Annotated in this window: 13 protein-coding genes; 5 read left to right on the forward strand and 8 right to left on the reverse strand. The window is 60.3% G+C overall.

The window, feature by feature from the left end; translation table 11 throughout:
* The first annotated feature begins 62 nt into the window (after positions 1–62).
* Positions 63–5,348: a dermonecrotic toxin domain-containing protein gene (locus tag BT199_RS01620; protein WP_256575920.1), complete on the forward strand. Its 5,286-nt coding sequence runs from the start codon at positions 63–65 to the stop codon at positions 5,346–5,348.
* Here the strand turns inward: BT199_RS01620 and BT199_RS01625 are convergent.
* Both BT199_RS01625 and BT199_RS01630 read right to left on the reverse strand, forming a co-directional pair.
* On the reverse strand, positions 5,332–5,970 hold the full coding sequence (locus BT199_RS01625; protein ID WP_014719289.1) for a LysE family translocator: 639 nt from the start codon (positions 5,968–5,970) through the stop codon (positions 5,332–5,334). The genes BT199_RS01620 and BT199_RS01625 overlap by 17 nt on opposite strands.
* A gap of 66 nt (positions 5,971–6,036) precedes the next feature.
* On the reverse strand, positions 6,037–7,383 hold the full coding sequence (locus BT199_RS01630) for an NCS2 family permease (RefSeq protein ID WP_072433727.1): 1,347 nt from the start codon (positions 7,381–7,383) through the stop codon (positions 6,037–6,039).
* A gap of 292 nt (positions 7,384–7,675) precedes the next feature.
* Here BT199_RS01630 and BT199_RS01635 point away from each other — a divergent pair, with 292 nt between their 5' ends.
* Complete coding sequence (locus tag BT199_RS01635) at positions 7,676–8,278, forward strand: glutathione S-transferase family protein (RefSeq protein WP_072433728.1); 603 nt, start codon at positions 7,676–7,678, stop codon at positions 8,276–8,278.
* A gap of 102 nt (positions 8,279–8,380) precedes the next feature.
* On the opposite strand, the gene BT199_RS01640 is transcribed toward BT199_RS01635, so the two are convergent.
* Complete coding sequence (locus BT199_RS01640; protein ID WP_072433729.1) at positions 8,381–9,277, reverse strand: LysR family transcriptional regulator; 897 nt, start codon at positions 9,275–9,277, stop codon at positions 8,381–8,383.
* Positions 9,278–9,388: 111 nt separating this feature from the next.
* On the opposite strand from BT199_RS01640, the gene BT199_RS01645 reads away from it, so the two are divergent.
* Genes BT199_RS01645 through BT199_RS01655 form a run of 3 tightly spaced genes read left to right on the forward strand, consistent with a single transcriptional unit; the run spans position 9,389 to position 12,325 of the window.
* Positions 9,389–10,681, forward strand: a complete 1,293-nt coding sequence (locus BT199_RS01645) for a CitMHS family transporter (RefSeq protein ID WP_072433730.1) — start codon at positions 9,389–9,391, stop codon at positions 10,679–10,681.
* 1 nt (position 10,682) lies between these two features.
* Complete coding sequence (locus BT199_RS01650) at positions 10,683–12,008, forward strand: acyclic terpene utilization AtuA family protein (protein ID WP_072433731.1); 1,326 nt, start codon at positions 10,683–10,685, stop codon at positions 12,006–12,008.
* The gene (locus tag BT199_RS01655) at positions 12,005–12,325 is read left to right on the forward strand and encodes an AtuA-related protein (protein WP_020302240.1); all 321 of its coding nucleotides are present in this window, start codon (positions 12,005–12,007) and stop codon (positions 12,323–12,325) included. Before BT199_RS01650 ends, BT199_RS01655 begins: the two co-directional genes overlap by 4 nt.
* Positions 12,326–12,395: 70 nt before the next feature.
* Here the strand turns inward: BT199_RS01655 and BT199_RS01660 are convergent, their stop codons facing one another.
* From BT199_RS01660 to BT199_RS01680, 5 genes are all read right to left on the reverse strand, one after another.
* The gene (locus BT199_RS01660; RefSeq protein ID WP_020302241.1) at positions 12,396–12,767 is read right to left on the reverse strand and encodes a glutathione S-transferase N-terminal domain-containing protein; all 372 of its coding nucleotides are present in this window, start codon (positions 12,765–12,767) and stop codon (positions 12,396–12,398) included.
* Positions 12,768–12,868: 101 nt separating this feature from the next.
* Positions 12,869–13,414 carry a GTP cyclohydrolase I FolE gene (gene folE / locus BT199_RS01665; protein ID WP_014719282.1) on the reverse strand — a complete coding sequence of 182 codons (546 nt, stop codon included), beginning with the start codon at positions 13,412–13,414 and terminating at the stop codon, positions 12,869–12,871.
* Between the two features lie 78 nt (positions 13,415–13,492).
* Positions 13,493–14,050, reverse strand: a complete 558-nt coding sequence (locus BT199_RS01670) for a Smr/MutS family protein (RefSeq protein ID WP_003192796.1) — start codon at positions 14,048–14,050, stop codon at positions 13,493–13,495.
* A 75-nt stretch (positions 14,051–14,125) separates the two neighbouring features.
* Positions 14,126–14,446: a hypothetical protein gene (locus BT199_RS01675; protein WP_014719281.1), complete on the reverse strand. Its 321-nt coding sequence runs from the start codon at positions 14,444–14,446 to the stop codon at positions 14,126–14,128.
* A 136-nt stretch (positions 14,447–14,582) separates the two neighbouring features.
* Positions 14,583–15,173, reverse strand: a complete 591-nt coding sequence (locus BT199_RS01680; protein WP_072433732.1) for a cysteine hydrolase family protein — start codon at positions 15,171–15,173, stop codon at positions 14,583–14,585.
* Positions 15,174–15,206: the final 33 nt, after the last annotated feature.

The raw sequence follows: 15,206 nt of genomic DNA on the forward strand, positions 1-15,206 counted from the left end.
CCCTCTTGCTCATTGATGGGCCCTAGGCTGGTTTTTCCTCAGTGCATAGAGAAGAAAACACCATGACCTTGCCCCCTGATCAGCTCGGCGTTACAGCGCCCTCCAGTGACCCTGACGACACCCTTGAGGAGGACGCGCCGCCCTTTTTCGTCGATGCCGATTTACAGGCCCTACGCACTCCGTTGCGAGAACGGATCAACGCCTATCCCCATCCCAGCCGCCTGATCAATCAGATCGGGCTGGCCGACGCGAGATGCCGCGAGTCGACACGGGCGCTCACACGCCTGATAGGGCGCTCACCCAGGATCTTGAAGGTGATCCGCGCCCAGTTGCAGAAGGCGTTCGAGATTGACCCGGACAGTCTGCTCTTCACCGACCCCATGCCTCCGCGTTTACCGCAGAAAGTCGACACCTTGACTGATCGTGCGTTGTTGCTGCTGGTCCGCCCTTCGGTGCCTTTCAATATCAATCAATACACCCTCCTCAGCGTCAAGGGCGCGCCTGACCGTCGGTTGCCCTATACACCGCTGGAAGCGCTGCGGCGGGTTATCGCGTTGGGGCTGTTTGAGCGGTTGGGTCGCGCAGCCAATCAATATTGGGACGCGCTGGAGTACGGCTCCTGGCTCACACGCCGGGAGCGTTGGATCGAGCTGCACCAGGCGCTTTTTGCTGACCGGGCCTTTATTGCCAGGCAACTGAACGAGCTATCACGGGCTGGATTGGCCATGGTTCAGGCCGTGATCGATGCACCAACCGCTGAAGCACGCCTGCGTGCGGGCGGACAGTGGGCCGATGTGCGAGTAGGCCCGTTGATGTGGCCGGGTAACCCTGCGGTGGCTATTGCGGGCGCGTTGCATTTCTATCGTGAGGGCGATCCCGATGATGTGCCTCATGTTGTCTATTTACCGGGTGTGGCTCGCAATTTTTACGAGTACCCGTCTTTCGTCGCCCTGGCGTGCGGCGTGCAGGCGCTGGGCAGGTCTCGTCTACACGAGCTCTGGCAATGTTTGCCATTAAGTCGTCGCTCTGTGTTGCATCCACCTGCAACGTTCTCCTCGGTATCCACTGTCTCTCGAGGCGTGGAGCTTATGGAGGATGCGCTGGCGTCGAGCGCGCAGGCGTTGTTGGAAGGGCAATGGGCCAATGAATTGGCGTGTACGGTAAAAAGCAACCACGCCCATGTGTTTGCCGCCGGAACGTCACAGCCTCTGGAGTCAGCAGTTGTTCTCGCACGAGTGGAGCGTAACCGGCAGCAGTTGATCGGCGGGGCCCGACTTGGCCCGCTTCGAGAGCAGTTGCTCAAATGGGACCAGCAACGACGACACGCCGAAATAATCTTTGGCAGCACTGCGCCAGGCTTGGCCGAATACACCGTAGAACACCGGATCAAACGCTACGAAAAAGGGCTGGTTGCGTTGCTCGATCCCGATGATTTGAGTAACGATACGCCCGCATACCAGGCATTTGTATCGCTGGTATCCCAGCTCAACGCCCATGCCCAAACGATGGACAGGTGGGTGCAGGATGCCCAGCAACGGCTGTTCGAGGTGGCATTTTGGGCTGAGCGCCCTGGTGGAAAGGGTACGCTCAGGCGCGGCACGTTGTTTCTTGACGCCCAGACTGAGGCGCTACGCTGTGAGGTGCAATTGCAGCATCGACTCAAGTTGATAAGCACCGCGCATCGGGACCTGATCATCGAAGTGCTCGATCAGCCTTTGCCGTCAAAACGTCCAGACAGTCAAACCCGAGTGCTGTCAATTGCGATTGGCAATGACCCGGATGCCTTCTATCCGCTCCATAACATGTGGGTGGTGACTACGGCGGCGGCGGTACGGGTGCCGCGACGCCAGCATGCGGTAGTCCTGTGCGGTTTCGGAGCGGAAGGTGGGGTGCAGGGGTTTTCCGGACTGGACGCCCTGACCCGAAGTATCAAAGCGAGCCTTGAGAGTTGGGACCGCAGCGCGCTGTGGGACTATGTCGAGCACGACAAGCGTAACGACTTGCGCTCACACGCGGCGCGTGGAACGCTGGCTGTGCGCTACGTACCGATTAATGGCAAGCCCGCACTGGCTGCGATCAAGACATTGCTTGGGTGCTATCAGCGCCTGCACAACAGCACAGAAGACATCCCACGCATATTCAACGGCGTGAAAGATGCGCAGATAAGCCGCGCGCTGCTGCTGGCAGAACTGCAAGAGCAGCTCAAGGCACCTGTCAGTGACGCCCAGAGCCGCGCCCAGGCCAATGTCGAGTTGTTGCGCAAAACCGCACTGCAAGCGAAGAAACTGCCAGCTTGGCTGGAGCACGCATCCCGTTACCAGCGTAAGAAGTTCAGGCGATCGCAGCGCTTTTACCTGAGCAGTACTTTTGCATTCAAGACAAGGCTTGAAGACCAGTTGCCCGGTCTGGAAACCTTCGCTCGCCGTGCCCTGATCGATCGCTTGCGGTTGGACGGCATACCTGCGCAGTTTGATATCGACCAGCCCTTCATTGATATGCCCGATGATGTTCAAGGCAGTTATTGTGGATGGACAAGCGGTTGTGCCATTGGCGACCGCGCCATAAAACTTACCCCGACCCTGAAGCGCACCACCTACAGCCTGCTACAACTGGCGCAGCATAACCTGGACCCACTGGCGCCCTGGACGCAGTGGCGACTCAATCGCGCCCGCTATTTGCAACCTGAATGGAAAAATCAACTGAATGCCGCTTACTTGATCCGTACGATTTCCTCGCTGGATGTCGGCGGTCAGTACGACGCGTTGATCAACCAGGTTTTTTACCCGCCTGGCGATACCCTCCACACGCTCAGCAAAGGGCGCATTCCCGAGTTACTGAACCGGACGTTGCTTGCCGGCACTGAGCAACATCTGTTGTTGGCCACGCAACAAGGCTTGACGGCAACCGCGCAAAGTATCTTCACCACGGCGATGGCGGCACGAACGCCGCAAGACTTGTTGAAAAACCAACATGAGCTGCAACTGCATGTGCTTCATTTAGTGGGCCACACGATGCAGCATGACCGCTATATCGCGGGCCTGGTGATCGTGCGAGACCTGCGGTCGGGGCATTGCGTGATCTATTGGCCGAATGCTTCGCCCGCGTTGGTTCTCACCGAGTACTGCAGTTTGCAACAAGCCCAGGATGCATTGAACCGCCTTGGCGCACGGCCTGAAAACACCCAGATGCTGGCGAGGCAGATCGCACCCGGCTGGGCATTTCAGGCAATTACCCATCACCCGGTCAGGGTCGATAGGCTCGGTGCTGCCGTCAGTTACCTGGACGCTATACCTGCGTTTGCCATGGTCAAAGGGATATGGCAAGCGGTTGAGTTTGTTCGCTCCTTCGGTATCAAGCACTTGGAGCCGACGGTGCTGCCGGATGAGGTTGAGCAGGTAATCCTTGAGCAGATTGCCAGTGAACCTGAGGCTTGGCTGGCAATTGTCCCCACGTCCCACAGTGATGCCCAGGCATTGCTTTACGACGCCCCGGTGCTGGAGTTGAAACGTCAGACCCAGGCAGCCAGCCATTCCGGCAAAGCGCTGGATGAGTATCGCACTCGTCGCCTGGGCGAGCAGGGCGAGACACGCAGGCGCCGGTTGATCGCTTTTTTCTCTCCGTTATTCGGGATGTTCAATGATGCCTACGAGTTGCTGCTTGTGGCGCGGCGCTTTCATCGCTATGGGGACCCTCATGATGCCGTTGACGTGGGTTTTATGAGTGCGTTTATGGCGGCTGACCTGCTGACAAACTTTATACCGGGGCCCAAGGGGCGCGGCAGTGCTGTGGCCAAGGTGACGCGTCCTGCGCCGAGGGCTTTACTGGCACGCATACACCGCATGCGCATGGCCGTGCGCGGTAGCCTTGCGCGCGTGAAGGTGCCCGTTGTAACTCAGCTCAAGGTGTTCGACCGGTTCAAAATCAAGGCGATTGCTGACGACGCCGTGGCGCTGAAAGGCCCGGGCAAAAAGGGGATCCATGTCAAAAAGGGTGAGCTGTTTCTGGCAGACGATACGCACCATTACCCGATTTACCAGCGCGAAAACGAACAGGTATTTCGACTCAAAAATACCCGGCAGCCGGGCCAAGACGAGTTGATCTTGCACATCGATCAGCCCGGTGAACGCTTGTTGGGCTCGGGCGACCCTCAACCGGGGCCCAGCTCGGGGGTGCTCAACCCCTGGCGCGTAGAAGTAGAGGCGCTACGGGATTGGTTCCCACCGACTGTGCGTTCTGCTACACAAAGCACCATTGTCCAGTCCTCAACGGCCGCCACCCACTGGTTCGATTGGCGTATTCGAGCCCAGGCCATTGAGCTGTCGGACTCAACGATACCTGGCGTTTTACGTGTGCAATCGACTCCTCAAGGAGCCTTCTACAATGCCATCTATATCGGCGCGAGGTATGACACACCGAGCGCTGGATCGGGAATCGGATATTACAGGCTACTGGAAACGGGGGATCAGGCGCCATTGACCGACATTGCGTTTATTACCAGGGATACGCAGCAGGTTTCATTGGCTCGCACTGATATTGAGCGCTGGACAAGTACGGCAATCAACGATCAGCCCATTCCGGTATCACGCACTTCGGCGGGCGAGTGGCAGTTGCATGCGCCGCTGTTCGACAGGCCACTGGAGCGCTATGTGGGCAGTGCTTTTCCCGCCTTGACAAATACAAGCCAAGCGCTGGCAGTCGCCAGGCTGATTGAGTTGTCGGGGCCGCCACAACTGGCAACGGCCAGTCATTTACTGAATATTCGCGCAACGCTCGACAAGTGGTTGCTTGCGGTAAATGGGCGTGTTGGCCAGACGGATGATTTGCTGCAGATGTTGCGGCCCAATGAGCGGCGCAAAGAGATGGTGTACGTCGGTTACGATGGCAAGGCGCCAGGCTTCACGCGTGTTGACTTCACGCCGCCTCACCCGTTGGATCCGCGCCTTCAATTTGGCGTCACACCGGTCAGGACGCAGCGGCTCGAGGCAGAGCGCTCTGCCGTCAGAGCCGTGCTGGAGCAGCAGGGCTTCGCCGTCCAGGATTTGTCTTTGCGGCGGCAGGGGACACCCACTGGAGAATTCAGCCACGAATCAGTTGTGACGCATCGTCATTCGAACAAAATTTACTATGTCGCCTATCAATGGCTTGAGACGGGGCGAATGACATTGAGAACCAAGCTGACGGACAAGTGGATTCGGTTCGCAATTAAATTACACCCCGACTCTCTTCTATTGAAAGCGGTCGACAGCGCGCTGCAAGAACAGCGCTTGGTGCGGATCGTGGCGGGTATCCAATGGGCGACGAAGGGCAATCTGAACCCCAGCGTCTACTTCGTCAAATTGGTCCCCTAGCGTTGACGAGTGCCGCTGCTGCGGCGCCACCAAACAGTGCGGCACTGATCCGATTGAACCAGCTCTGGCCCGAGCCGCTGCGCAAATAGCGCGCAGCGCCATGGGCGCCCAAGCCGTAAGCCAACTTGCACAGCAGATCAAGCAGCGTCCAGGTGACGATCATGACCAGCAACTGCGGCAGGAACGGTTGCTGGCTGCTGAGAAATTGCGGCAGGAAGGCAGCGAAAAACAGGATGTCCTTGGGGTTGCTGGCGCCCAGTACAAAAGCCCGGCCAAACAATGCACGAAAGCGTGGTACTGGCGCAGCGTGCGGAACTTCAGCGCCTGCATTGGGCAGGCGCGATTGCTGCCAGCTCTGCCACGCCAGGTAGAACAGGTAGAGTGCGCCGACAATTTTGAGCGCGCTGAACAGTTGTTCGGACGCCAGTAACAGTGCGCCCAGGCCCAGGGCCGAGGCGCTCAACAGGCAGATCGAGGCAAACACACCACCGAGAAACGCCGGGTACGAGCGGCGCAGGCCATAGTTAAGGCTGTTGCTGATCATCAGCAATGAGAGCGGGCCGGGGATCAGGATCACCACCAGCGCAGCGCCGCTGAACAGCAGCCAGGTTTCCAAGGTCATTTACATTCCTCCCTTTCATGCAAAAGCCTCACCCGAAGGTGAGGCGGTTTTTCAGCCCTTCCCGAACTACAGAAAGATGAACTTGGCGATAAAGATCGCGCACAGCACCCAAAGGCTGATGGAAATCTCGCGGTACTTGCCGGTGCCGGCTTTCAACGCCACGTAAGTGATAAAACCCAGGGCGATTCCGTCGGCGACCGAAAACGTCAGCGGCATCATGATCGCGGTGACGATCGCCGGAATGCTGTCGGTGGCTTCATCCCAGTTGATATGGGCCATGCTCGCCATCATCAGCATCGCAACGTAAATCAACGCGCCCGCGGTGGCGTAGGCGGGAATCATGCCGGCCAGCGGCGCAAAAAACATCGCCGCCACGAACAATATGCCCACGGTCACCGCGGTCAAACCCGTACGGCCGCCAGCAGCCACACCGGCGGCACTTTCTACATAGCTGGTCACCGGCGGTACACCGACCATGGCGCCGAACACGCTGGACGCACTGTCAGCCTTCAAGGCGCGAGACAGGTTGTCGATCTTGCCGTCTGCCTTGACTAGCCCGGCGCGTTGGGCAACGCCCATCAGTGTACCGGCAGTGTCGAACATGTGTACAAAAAGAAAGGCAAATACCACGCTTATCATGCTCACATTGAACACACCCATCACGTCCATGGCCATCCAGGTCGGTGCCAGGCTCGGTGGGGTGGAGAGAATGCCGTTGTAATGCACCAGGCCCAGGCCCCAGCCCGCCAGGGTCACGGCGATGATGCTGATCAGGATCGCGCCGAATACGCGGTGGTAACTGAGGATGGCGATCAGCAGGAAGCACACCGCCGCCAGCAGTGGGGCGGGTTCATGCAGGGAGCCGAGCTTGATCAGGGTGGCCGGGCTGTCGACGATAATGCCGGCGGTTTTCAGGCCGATCACCCCCAGGAACAGACCCACGCCCGCGCCCATGGCATGACGCAGGCTGACCGGAATACTGTTGAGCAACCATTCGCGGATACGCGACAGCGTCAGGATCATGAACAGCACACCCGAGACAAATACCGCACCGAGGGCGGTTTCCCAGTTGTAACCCATGGTGCCGACCACGGTGTAGGTGAAAAACGCGTTCAAGCCCATGCCCGGCGCCAGGCCCACTGGCCAGTTGGCGTACAGGCCCATCAGCAGGCAACCCAGCGCCGCGGCGATGCAGGTGGCGACGAAAGCCGCGCCGTGGTCGATACCGGCATCGGCCATGATGTTGGGGTTGACGAAGATGATGTAGGCCATGGTGATAAAGGTGGTGAGGCCGGCGATCAGCTCGGTCTTCACTGTGGTGCCATGCAAGCGCAGTTTGAACAGGCGTTCCAGCCAACCGCCTCGGGGCGCGGCCAGGTCCAACGTAGGGGCTTCGGTTTTGCGGCTATCCACAGCGAGTACTCCTCAATCGTTTTATTGTTATTTCCAGCGCCGGTCACATGAGTGGGCAACAGCGCTTTGAGGTACTGGCGGGTTTTGTTGACCAAAAGGTCAGGAACTCGCACGAAGCGAATTATGCTTTTGTATACAAATAAAGCAAATAATGTTTTCGATTGTCTCGGCGAAAAGGGATGAAAGGCCCAGGCCAAGGGATTTATTCTGCACGACGCCTTGAAACAAGCCTTCGATACCCGCACCTTGTGGGCGCAAGCATTCGGTCAGCGCGGCGAAAAAGGGGAGCCCCATGTACAAGGTTTATGGCGATTACAAGTCGGGCAATTGCTACAAGGTCAAATTGATGCTCAATCTGTTGGGCATCCCGTATGAATGGATCGATATCGATATCCTCAAGGGCGATACCCAGACCCCTGAGTTCCTGGCCAAGAACCCCAATGGCAAGGTCCCGGTATTGGAGCTCGAAGATGGCACCTGCCTGTGGGAGTCCAACGCGATTCTCAACTTCCTCGCCGATGGCAGCGAATTCCTGCCGACCGAACCGCGCCTGCGCACGCAAGTCCTGCAGTGGCAATTCTTCGAGCAATACAGCCACGAGCCCTACATTGCGGTGGCGCGGTTCATTCAGTTCTACCTGAACATGCCCGAGGATCGGCTGGAAGAATACAAGACCACCCACCAAGGCGGTTACAAGGCCTTGAGAGTGATGGAGCGTCAGCTTCAAGCCACGCCTTATTTAGTGGGCGAGCAGTTTTCCATTGCCGATATTGCGTTGTATGCCTACACCCATGTGGCCCATGAAGGCGGCTTTGACCTGGCGCCGTATCCGGCGGTGCAGGCGTGGTTGCAGCGCGTGGCCAGTCATCCCAAGTACGTGGCGATGCTCGACTGACTCCCTCGGTCCAATGTGGGAGCTGGCTTGCCTGCGATAGCGTCACCCTGGCGCCCCGGCTAAACCGAGGTGTCTGCATCGCAGGCAAGCTTGCTCCCACATTCAGCGCGGCGGCGTGTCAGGCAGTGCTTTGTTGAGCAGTTCAAAGCAGCGCTGCGCCGCCGGGCTCAAGCCCATCCCGCTACGGCTGATCAACCCGATCTCTCGATTCACTCCGGGATGATCGATGCTGATCCGCTTCAAACCTTCCAGGCTATCGGCCGCTGACTCCGGCAACACACTGATGCCCAGGCCCTGGCGCACCAAGGCCAATACGGTCGACATGTAGTTGGCCTCCATGCCGGCGTTCAGCGTCAGCCGTGTCTCATCGAACAGCGTGTCCACTTGCTCGCGCACACTGCTATCGCGCCCGGTCAGGATGATCGGCTGGTCCGCCAATTGTTCCAGCGTCAGTTGGCGATGGCGGGCGAGCGCATGGCCTGACGGCACAAATGCGCACAAACGATCATTAAGCACGGGCACGAAGTCCAGCCCGTGGCTCAGGCGGGCGCGCACGCCGATGCCGAAATCGACTTCGCCGTTGCGAACCTTTGCATGAATGCGCTGGGCCACTAGGTCATGCAGGCGCACTTCGATGCCGGCGAAGCGTTGGCGAAACAGGCGCAAGGCCGGGGGCAGAGCGCCTGCGCAGACTGAGGGCAGGGCAGCAATGGTCACCACGCCGCGGCGCAAGGCGGCGAGGTCGCGGGAGCCGGTGACGATGTTGTCCAGGTCCAGCAGCAGTTTTTCCATGGGCCCGCGCGCATCCTGGCCCGCAGCGGTAATGCTCACGTGGCGCGGGCTGCGGTCGAGCAGGGCGACGCCGAGCCAGTCTTCCAGTTGTTGCACCTGCACGGTGAGGGCCGACGGCGAAAGGTGTAACTCGCTGGCCGCTTTGGTGAAACTGCCAGTGCGGGCCACCGCGAGGAAGGCCTGGATGTGCTGGATCGAGTTCTTCATTTTGTTTTTCCGAACGTTATAGGCCGAATATTCCAATTTACAAAGACTAACCCGCTTCCAATACTCCAGGGAAAACAATAACCGGCCAACAAGGCCGCTCTGGAGTAACCCATGCTCGCAACCCTGGGTGTCATCACCATCCTGTGCCTGCTCGCTGCCGTCATGAGCAAACGTCTCTCGCCGCTGGTGGCCTTGATCGCCTTGCCGATCATTGCCGCGCTGATCGGTGGATTCGGCCTGCAAACCAGCGCCTTCATCATTACCGGTATCAAGAACGTCGCCCCTGTGGTGGGCATGTTTGTGTTCGCGATCCTGTTTTTCGGGATCATGACTGACGCGGGCATGCTCGATCCCATCATTGATCGCATCCTGCGCACGGTCGGGACGCGTCCTACACGAATTGTGGTGGGTACTACGACCCTGGCGTTGCTGGTACACCTGGACGGCTCTGGCGCGGTGACCTTTCTAGTGACGGTGCCGGCGATGCTGCCGTTGTATACGCGGCTGGGCATTGATAAACGCATCCTCGCCTGCGTGTGTGCGATGGCCGCAGGCGTCAACTTCCTGCCCTGGACCGGCCCGGTGCTGCGTTCGTCGGCGGCGCTGCATGTGCCGGTGGCCGACCTGTTCCAGCCGCTGATCCCGGTGCAGATCGTCGGGCTGATCTTTGTCTTCGCCTGCGCCTGGTGGCTGGGCCATCGCGAAGAAAAACGCCTGGGCCTGGGCGCCGGTTCCAGCGTGGAGGCGGTGCCGCAACGAGTGCTCAGCGATGACGACATCACGCTGCGTCGTCCACGGTTGTTCTGGGTCAACCTGATGCTGACCGTGCTGGTGATGGTGGTGATGATCGCCGGCTGGGTGGACCCGGTGGTAATGTTCATGCTCGGCACCGTGGTTGCGTTGTGCATCAACTATCCCAACGTGGACGCCCAGCGTGCGCGCATCGACGCCCATGCGAAAACCGCCCTGACCATGGCCAGTATCCTGCTCGCCGCCGGGGTATTTACCGGCATCATGCAAGGCACCGGCATGCTCAAGGCCATCGCCGAAGTGGCGGTGGCGCAGATCCCGGCGGGCCACGGCAAGTTGATCCCGGCCGTCGTGGGCTTCTTGTCCATGCCCCTGAGCATGTTGTTTGACCCCGACTCTTACTACTTCGGCGTGATGCCGGTGATCGCCGAAGTCGGCAAAGCGCTTGGCGTCGACCCCCTGCAAGTGGCCCAGGCCTCGTTGCTGGGCGTGCACACCACCGGTTTTCCGGTCAGCCCGCTGACCCCTGCGACCTTCCTGCTGGTGGGCCTGTGCAAGATCGAACTGGCCGATCACCAGCGCTTCACCATTCCTTTCCTGTTTGCCGCCTCGGTGTTGATGACCCTGACGGCGTTGCTCCTGGGAGTGATTTGAGATGAACACCTTGCGCATCGGCTCCGGCGCCGGCTACTCCGGCGACCGTATAGAACCTGCGGTGGAACTGGCCGAACACGGCGACCTGGATTACCTGGTCTTCGAATGCCTGGCCGAACGCACCATCGCCCTGGCGCAACAGGCGCGCATCAGCGACCCGCAGGGCGGTTATGACCCGCTGCTCGCTGAGCGCATGCGCCGTGTCTTGCCCTTTGTAGGGCAGGGGGCGGGGCGTCGTCGCCTGCGCGTGATCACTAACATGGGGGCGGCAAACCCGTTGGCGGCGGCCGGGGAAGTGCGGCGCATTGCCGGCGAGCTGGGCCTGGGCCTCAAGGTTGTGGCGGTGGTCGGGGATGACGTGCTGCATACCTTGTCTGCCGAGCAGTTGCTGGATAATGGCCAGACCGTAGGTGCATTGGGCGAGCGGCTGATTTCCGCGAATGCCTACTTGGGTGTGGAGGGCATTCTTAACGCGTTGCACGCCGACGTCGATGTGGTGATCACCGGGCGCGTGGCCGACCCTTCGCTATTCCTGGCGCCGCAGATGTTCGAGTTCGGCTGGGCCTTCGATGATTGGCCGCGACTGGGCCGGGGCACGTTGGTGGGGCATTTGCTCGAGTGCGCGGGGCAGGTCAGTGGCGGTTATTTCGCCGATCCCGGCTTCAAGGATGTGGAGGATCTGGCACGCCTCGGCTTTCCCCTGGCCGAGGTCGACGCCGACGGCAATGCAGTGATCACCAAGGTGGCAGGCTCCGGTGGGCGGGTCAGCCGCGCGACCTGCGCCGAACAACTGATTTATGAAGTTCACGACCCGGCAGCCTACTTGACCCCGGATGTGACGGCCGACTTTTCCCAGGTCGGGTTTGTCGAGGAGGGCGTGGACCGGGTGCGTGCCCAGGGAGCCAGTGGGCGTGCCCGGCCTGAGCAGCTGAAGGTCAGCGTCGGTTATCTGGACGGTTGGATTGGTGAAGGGCAGATGTCTTACGGCGGTCCCGGTGCTGTCGCACGGGCTGAGTTGGCGCGGGAAGTGGTGCTCAAACGTCTGGCGTTGATCGGCGTCAACATGCAGGACCTGCGCGCCGAGTTGATCGGCATGGACTCATTGCACGGCCTGCGCAGCAGCGTCGAGCCTTGGGAAGTGCGCCTGCGGGTCGCTGCCCGGTGTGACGAGCGCAGCGACGCCGTGCGGATCGGCAATGAAGTGGAGACCCTCTACACCAACGGCCCGGCCGGCGGCGGTGGGGCGAGCAAGAGCGTGCGTCAGGTGGTGGCGGTGGCGTCGTTGCTGTTGCCCCGTGAAGCGGTCAAACCGAGGATTGAAGAATGAAACTGCACAGGCTGGCCCATTCCCGCACCGGGGATAAGGGCGATACGTCGAACATCTCGATCATTGCCTATCGCGCCGAGGATTATCCGTTGCTGTGTGAACAGCTGACGGCTGAGCGCGTGGCCGAGTTCTTTGCCGATTTACGCGATCCCGATGCGGCACCGGTTCAGCGTCATGAGTTGCCGAACGTGCAGGCGCTGAACTTCGTCCTGCCGGGAATCCTGCGCGGCGGCGTAACCCGGTCGCTGGCCCTGGACGCCCACGGCAAGTGCCTGGGTTCGGCATTGCTGGATCTCGACCTGACAATACCGACTTAATAGCACCGCAGCGCAAATGTGGGAGCTGGCTTGCCTGCGATGCGGGCACCGCGGTTGACCGCCGTGGGCTTCAGATCGCAGCGAAGCGCTTGTCCAGGTAGTCAATGATGACCTTGGAGTCATACATCCAGGTGGTCTGGCCGTTCTCTTCGATGCGCAGGCACGGCACTTTGATCTTGCCGCCTTGCTCCAGCAGGGTCTGGCGGTCCTGCTCGTTGTTCTTCGCGTCCTTGAGCGCCACCGGCACATTCAGGCGGTGCAGGGTGCGACGGGTCTTCACGCAGAACGGGCAGGCGTGGAACTGATACAGGGTCAGGTCCTTGGCTGCAGCATTGACCTTGGCCTGTTGCTCCGCCGGGCGTTGTTTTTTACGTGGGCGGGTAAGAAAGTCGCCCGCGATGATGACGTGGCCGAGGCCCACTCGAAGTGCTTTGACGAACATGGCTGAAACCTCTTGCCCATGACTGAGGGGGCGCAGCTTACCTGATTTCTGCAGGCGAAAAAAAACCGGCGATGAACGCCGGTTTTTTCCTGCCTGGCCGGTTACTTGATCAGGCTGAGAAATTCGCTGCGGGTGGCCGCGTTCTCGCGGAACTCACCCAGCATCACCGAGGTGATCATCGACGAATTCTGTTTCTCGACACCGCGCATCATCATGCACATGTGCTTGGCCTCGATCACCACGGCCACGCCCAGGGCGCCTGTGACTTCCAACACGGCGTCGGCGATCTGGCGGCTGAGGTTTTCCTGGATCTGCAGGCGGCGCGCATACATGTCGACAATACGCGCGACCTTCGACAGGCCCAGCACTTTGCCGCTCGGGATATAGGCCACGTGGGCCTTGCCGATAAACGGCAGCAGGTGATGCTCGCACAACGAGTACAGCTCGATGTCCTTGACCAGCACCATTTCGCTGTTGTCAGAGCTGAACAAGGCACCGTTGGTGACTTCTTCGAGTGTCTGTTCATAACCGCGGCAGAGGTACTGCATTGCCTTGGCGGCACGCTTTGGCGTGTCGAGCAGGCCCTCGCGGGACACGTCCTCGCCGAGTTGGCCGAGGATCGCGGTGTAATTCTGTTCCAGGGACATGAAACTACCTGTGGGATTTTCGCAAAGCGCAAGGTTACGGTGGCGGACACATCGCTGCAAGCCTGACGATGGCACTTGTTACTCGTCGCGCCCTTCCATCATGGTGCGCTTGAGCATCACATACACCGCGCCGGCACCGCCGTGACGAGCCTGGCAGGAGGTAAAGCCGAGCACCTGGGCATGCTGGCGCAGCCAGGTATTGACGTGGCTTTTGATCATCGGCCGCTTGCCGTCCAACCGCACCGCCTTGCCGTGGGTGACGCGCACGCAGCGGATTTCGAATTTGGTCGCTTCGGCCAGGAAGGCCCAGAGGGTTTCCCGGGCTTTTTCCACGGTCATGCCGTGCAGGTCGAGGCTGCCTTCGAACGGGATCTGGCCAGCCTTGAGCTTGCGCATCTGGCTTTCCTGCACGCCGTCGCGGGCCCACATCAGTTCATCTTCGGGGCCGACGTCGATCACGAACTGGTCAGACAGGCCATCCACGGTGGTGGCATCGGTGCGCACGGTCGCGGCCTGGCGCAGCTTGGCGATCTGCGCCCGGTCAGTCTTGGGTTTGCCGGTGTCGGCGCGGTCGTGCTTGATCGGCTTGACGCCGCGCAGCTCGTTTTTGAACAGGGAAAAATCGTCGTCTTGCATGTCAGCCTCCGCGAAGGGCGGGCAGTTTACCTAAATCGCGGCGGCCAGGGCGCAGGAAACGCTATCCAAGCGCCATCAGTCGTGCTTTTTCATCAGGTGAGAGGCGATATTCAACGACAGCGGCTGGCGCATTTTCCGACGGCTGCGACGCCATAGCCACACGCCCAACCACAGCACCAGCAAGCCGATCCCCAGCAGAAGTGCCGAGCCGCCCGGGCTGGCATTCAGTTCGCCCAGGGCGGGCGAATGCCCAAACAGGCCGGCGCCACCAGCGCCCGCCAACAACAAGCCTACTATCGCCAGCAACGCGGCCATGCACGCTACCAGGCGCAGACGCCAATTGCTCGGGCCCTTGGGGCGCAAGCGACGAGCATCAAAACCATCGGATATCTTCATTCCGACCTTTCCTCCAGGGTATCGGCCCTTCGACCGGAAGATACACAGGTTGTTCCGGGGGTAGAGGTAAATGCGCCAAATGAAAGGGCTTTGCGGATGAGCGGAGCAATAAACACGCCGCTCACCGCCAGCAGGATCAGATCAAGTCTTTGGCCAGCGCCAGGGTGGCGAAGTTGTCTGCCATGATGGCCATTTCGGTTTGCTGCACATGCTCGGCGCTCAGGATACCGCCCTTGTAGGGCAGGTCGCGGGTGGCGCAGGCGTCTTCCACCAGGGTGCAGCGAAAGCCCAGGTTCTTGGCCGCGCGCACGGTGGTGCTGACGCTGGAGTGGCTCATGAAACCGCAGACGATCAGGTCCAGGGAGCCGAGGTCTTGCAGGTGCTTTTCCAGGCCGGTGCCATGGAAGGCGCTGGGCAGCAGTTTGCCGATGATGGTTTCGTCACCCTCAGGCTCAAGGCCCGGAATGAATTCGCCGCGCTCGCCCTGGGGGTCAAACAGGCCGCCCACGGTGCCCAGGTGGCGCACATGCACAATCGGGCGCCCGGCGCCGCGCGCTGCGGTCACAAGCTGCTTGATGTTCTCTACCGCCGCGTCCATGCCGGAGAGGGCGAGCGGGCCGCTGAGGTATTCTTTCTGGGCGTCGATGATCACCAGGGTCGCATGATTGAGGTTGGCTGCTGCGTAACCGCGACCGCTGAGTTGAAACATCGTCTTTGGAACGGACATTCTGGGGCTCCTGTGAGTGGGGCTTTTGCGACA

The sequence above is a fragment of the Pseudomonas sp. NFR02 genome (assembly GCF_900119375.1).
In the GTDB taxonomy this organism is placed as follows: domain Bacteria; phylum Pseudomonadota; class Gammaproteobacteria; order Pseudomonadales; family Pseudomonadaceae; genus Aquipseudomonas; species Aquipseudomonas paracarnis.

Bases quoted from the DNA above. Each gene is read 5' to 3' on its own strand.
- folE (WP_014719282.1), bottom strand. From the start codon at position 13,414: ATGTCCCTGGAACAGAATTACACCGCGATCCTCGGCCAACTCGGCGAG.
- BT199_RS01645 (WP_072433730.1), top strand. From the start codon at position 9,389: ATGCTCGCAACCCTGGGTGTCATCACCATCCTGTGCCTGCTCGCTGCC.
- BT199_RS01635 (WP_072433728.1), top strand. From the start codon at position 7,676: ATGTACAAGGTTTATGGCGATTACAAGTCGGGCAATTGCTACAAGGTC.
- BT199_RS01670 (WP_003192796.1), bottom strand. From the start codon at position 14,050: ATGCAAGACGACGATTTTTCCCTGTTCAAAAACGAGCTGCGCGGCGTC.
- BT199_RS01660 (WP_020302241.1), bottom strand. From the start codon at position 12,767: ATGTTCGTCAAAGCACTTCGAGTGGGCCTCGGCCACGTCATCATCGCG.
- BT199_RS01620 (WP_256575920.1), top strand. From the start codon at position 63: ATGACCTTGCCCCCTGATCAGCTCGGCGTTACAGCGCCCTCCAGTGAC.
- BT199_RS01680 (WP_072433732.1), bottom strand. From the start codon at position 15,173: ATGTCCGTTCCAAAGACGATGTTTCAACTCAGCGGTCGCGGTTACGCA.
- BT199_RS01640 (WP_072433729.1), bottom strand. From the start codon at position 9,277: ATGAAGAACTCGATCCAGCACATCCAGGCCTTCCTCGCGGTGGCCCGC.
- BT199_RS01655 (WP_020302240.1), top strand. From the start codon at position 12,005: ATGAAACTGCACAGGCTGGCCCATTCCCGCACCGGGGATAAGGGCGAT.
- BT199_RS01650 (WP_072433731.1), top strand. From the start codon at position 10,683: ATGAACACCTTGCGCATCGGCTCCGGCGCCGGCTACTCCGGCGACCGT.
- BT199_RS01675 (WP_014719281.1), bottom strand. From the start codon at position 14,446: ATGAAGATATCCGATGGTTTTGATGCTCGTCGCTTGCGCCCCAAGGGC.
- BT199_RS01625 (WP_014719289.1), bottom strand. From the start codon at position 5,970: ATGACCTTGGAAACCTGGCTGCTGTTCAGCGGCGCTGCGCTGGTGGTG.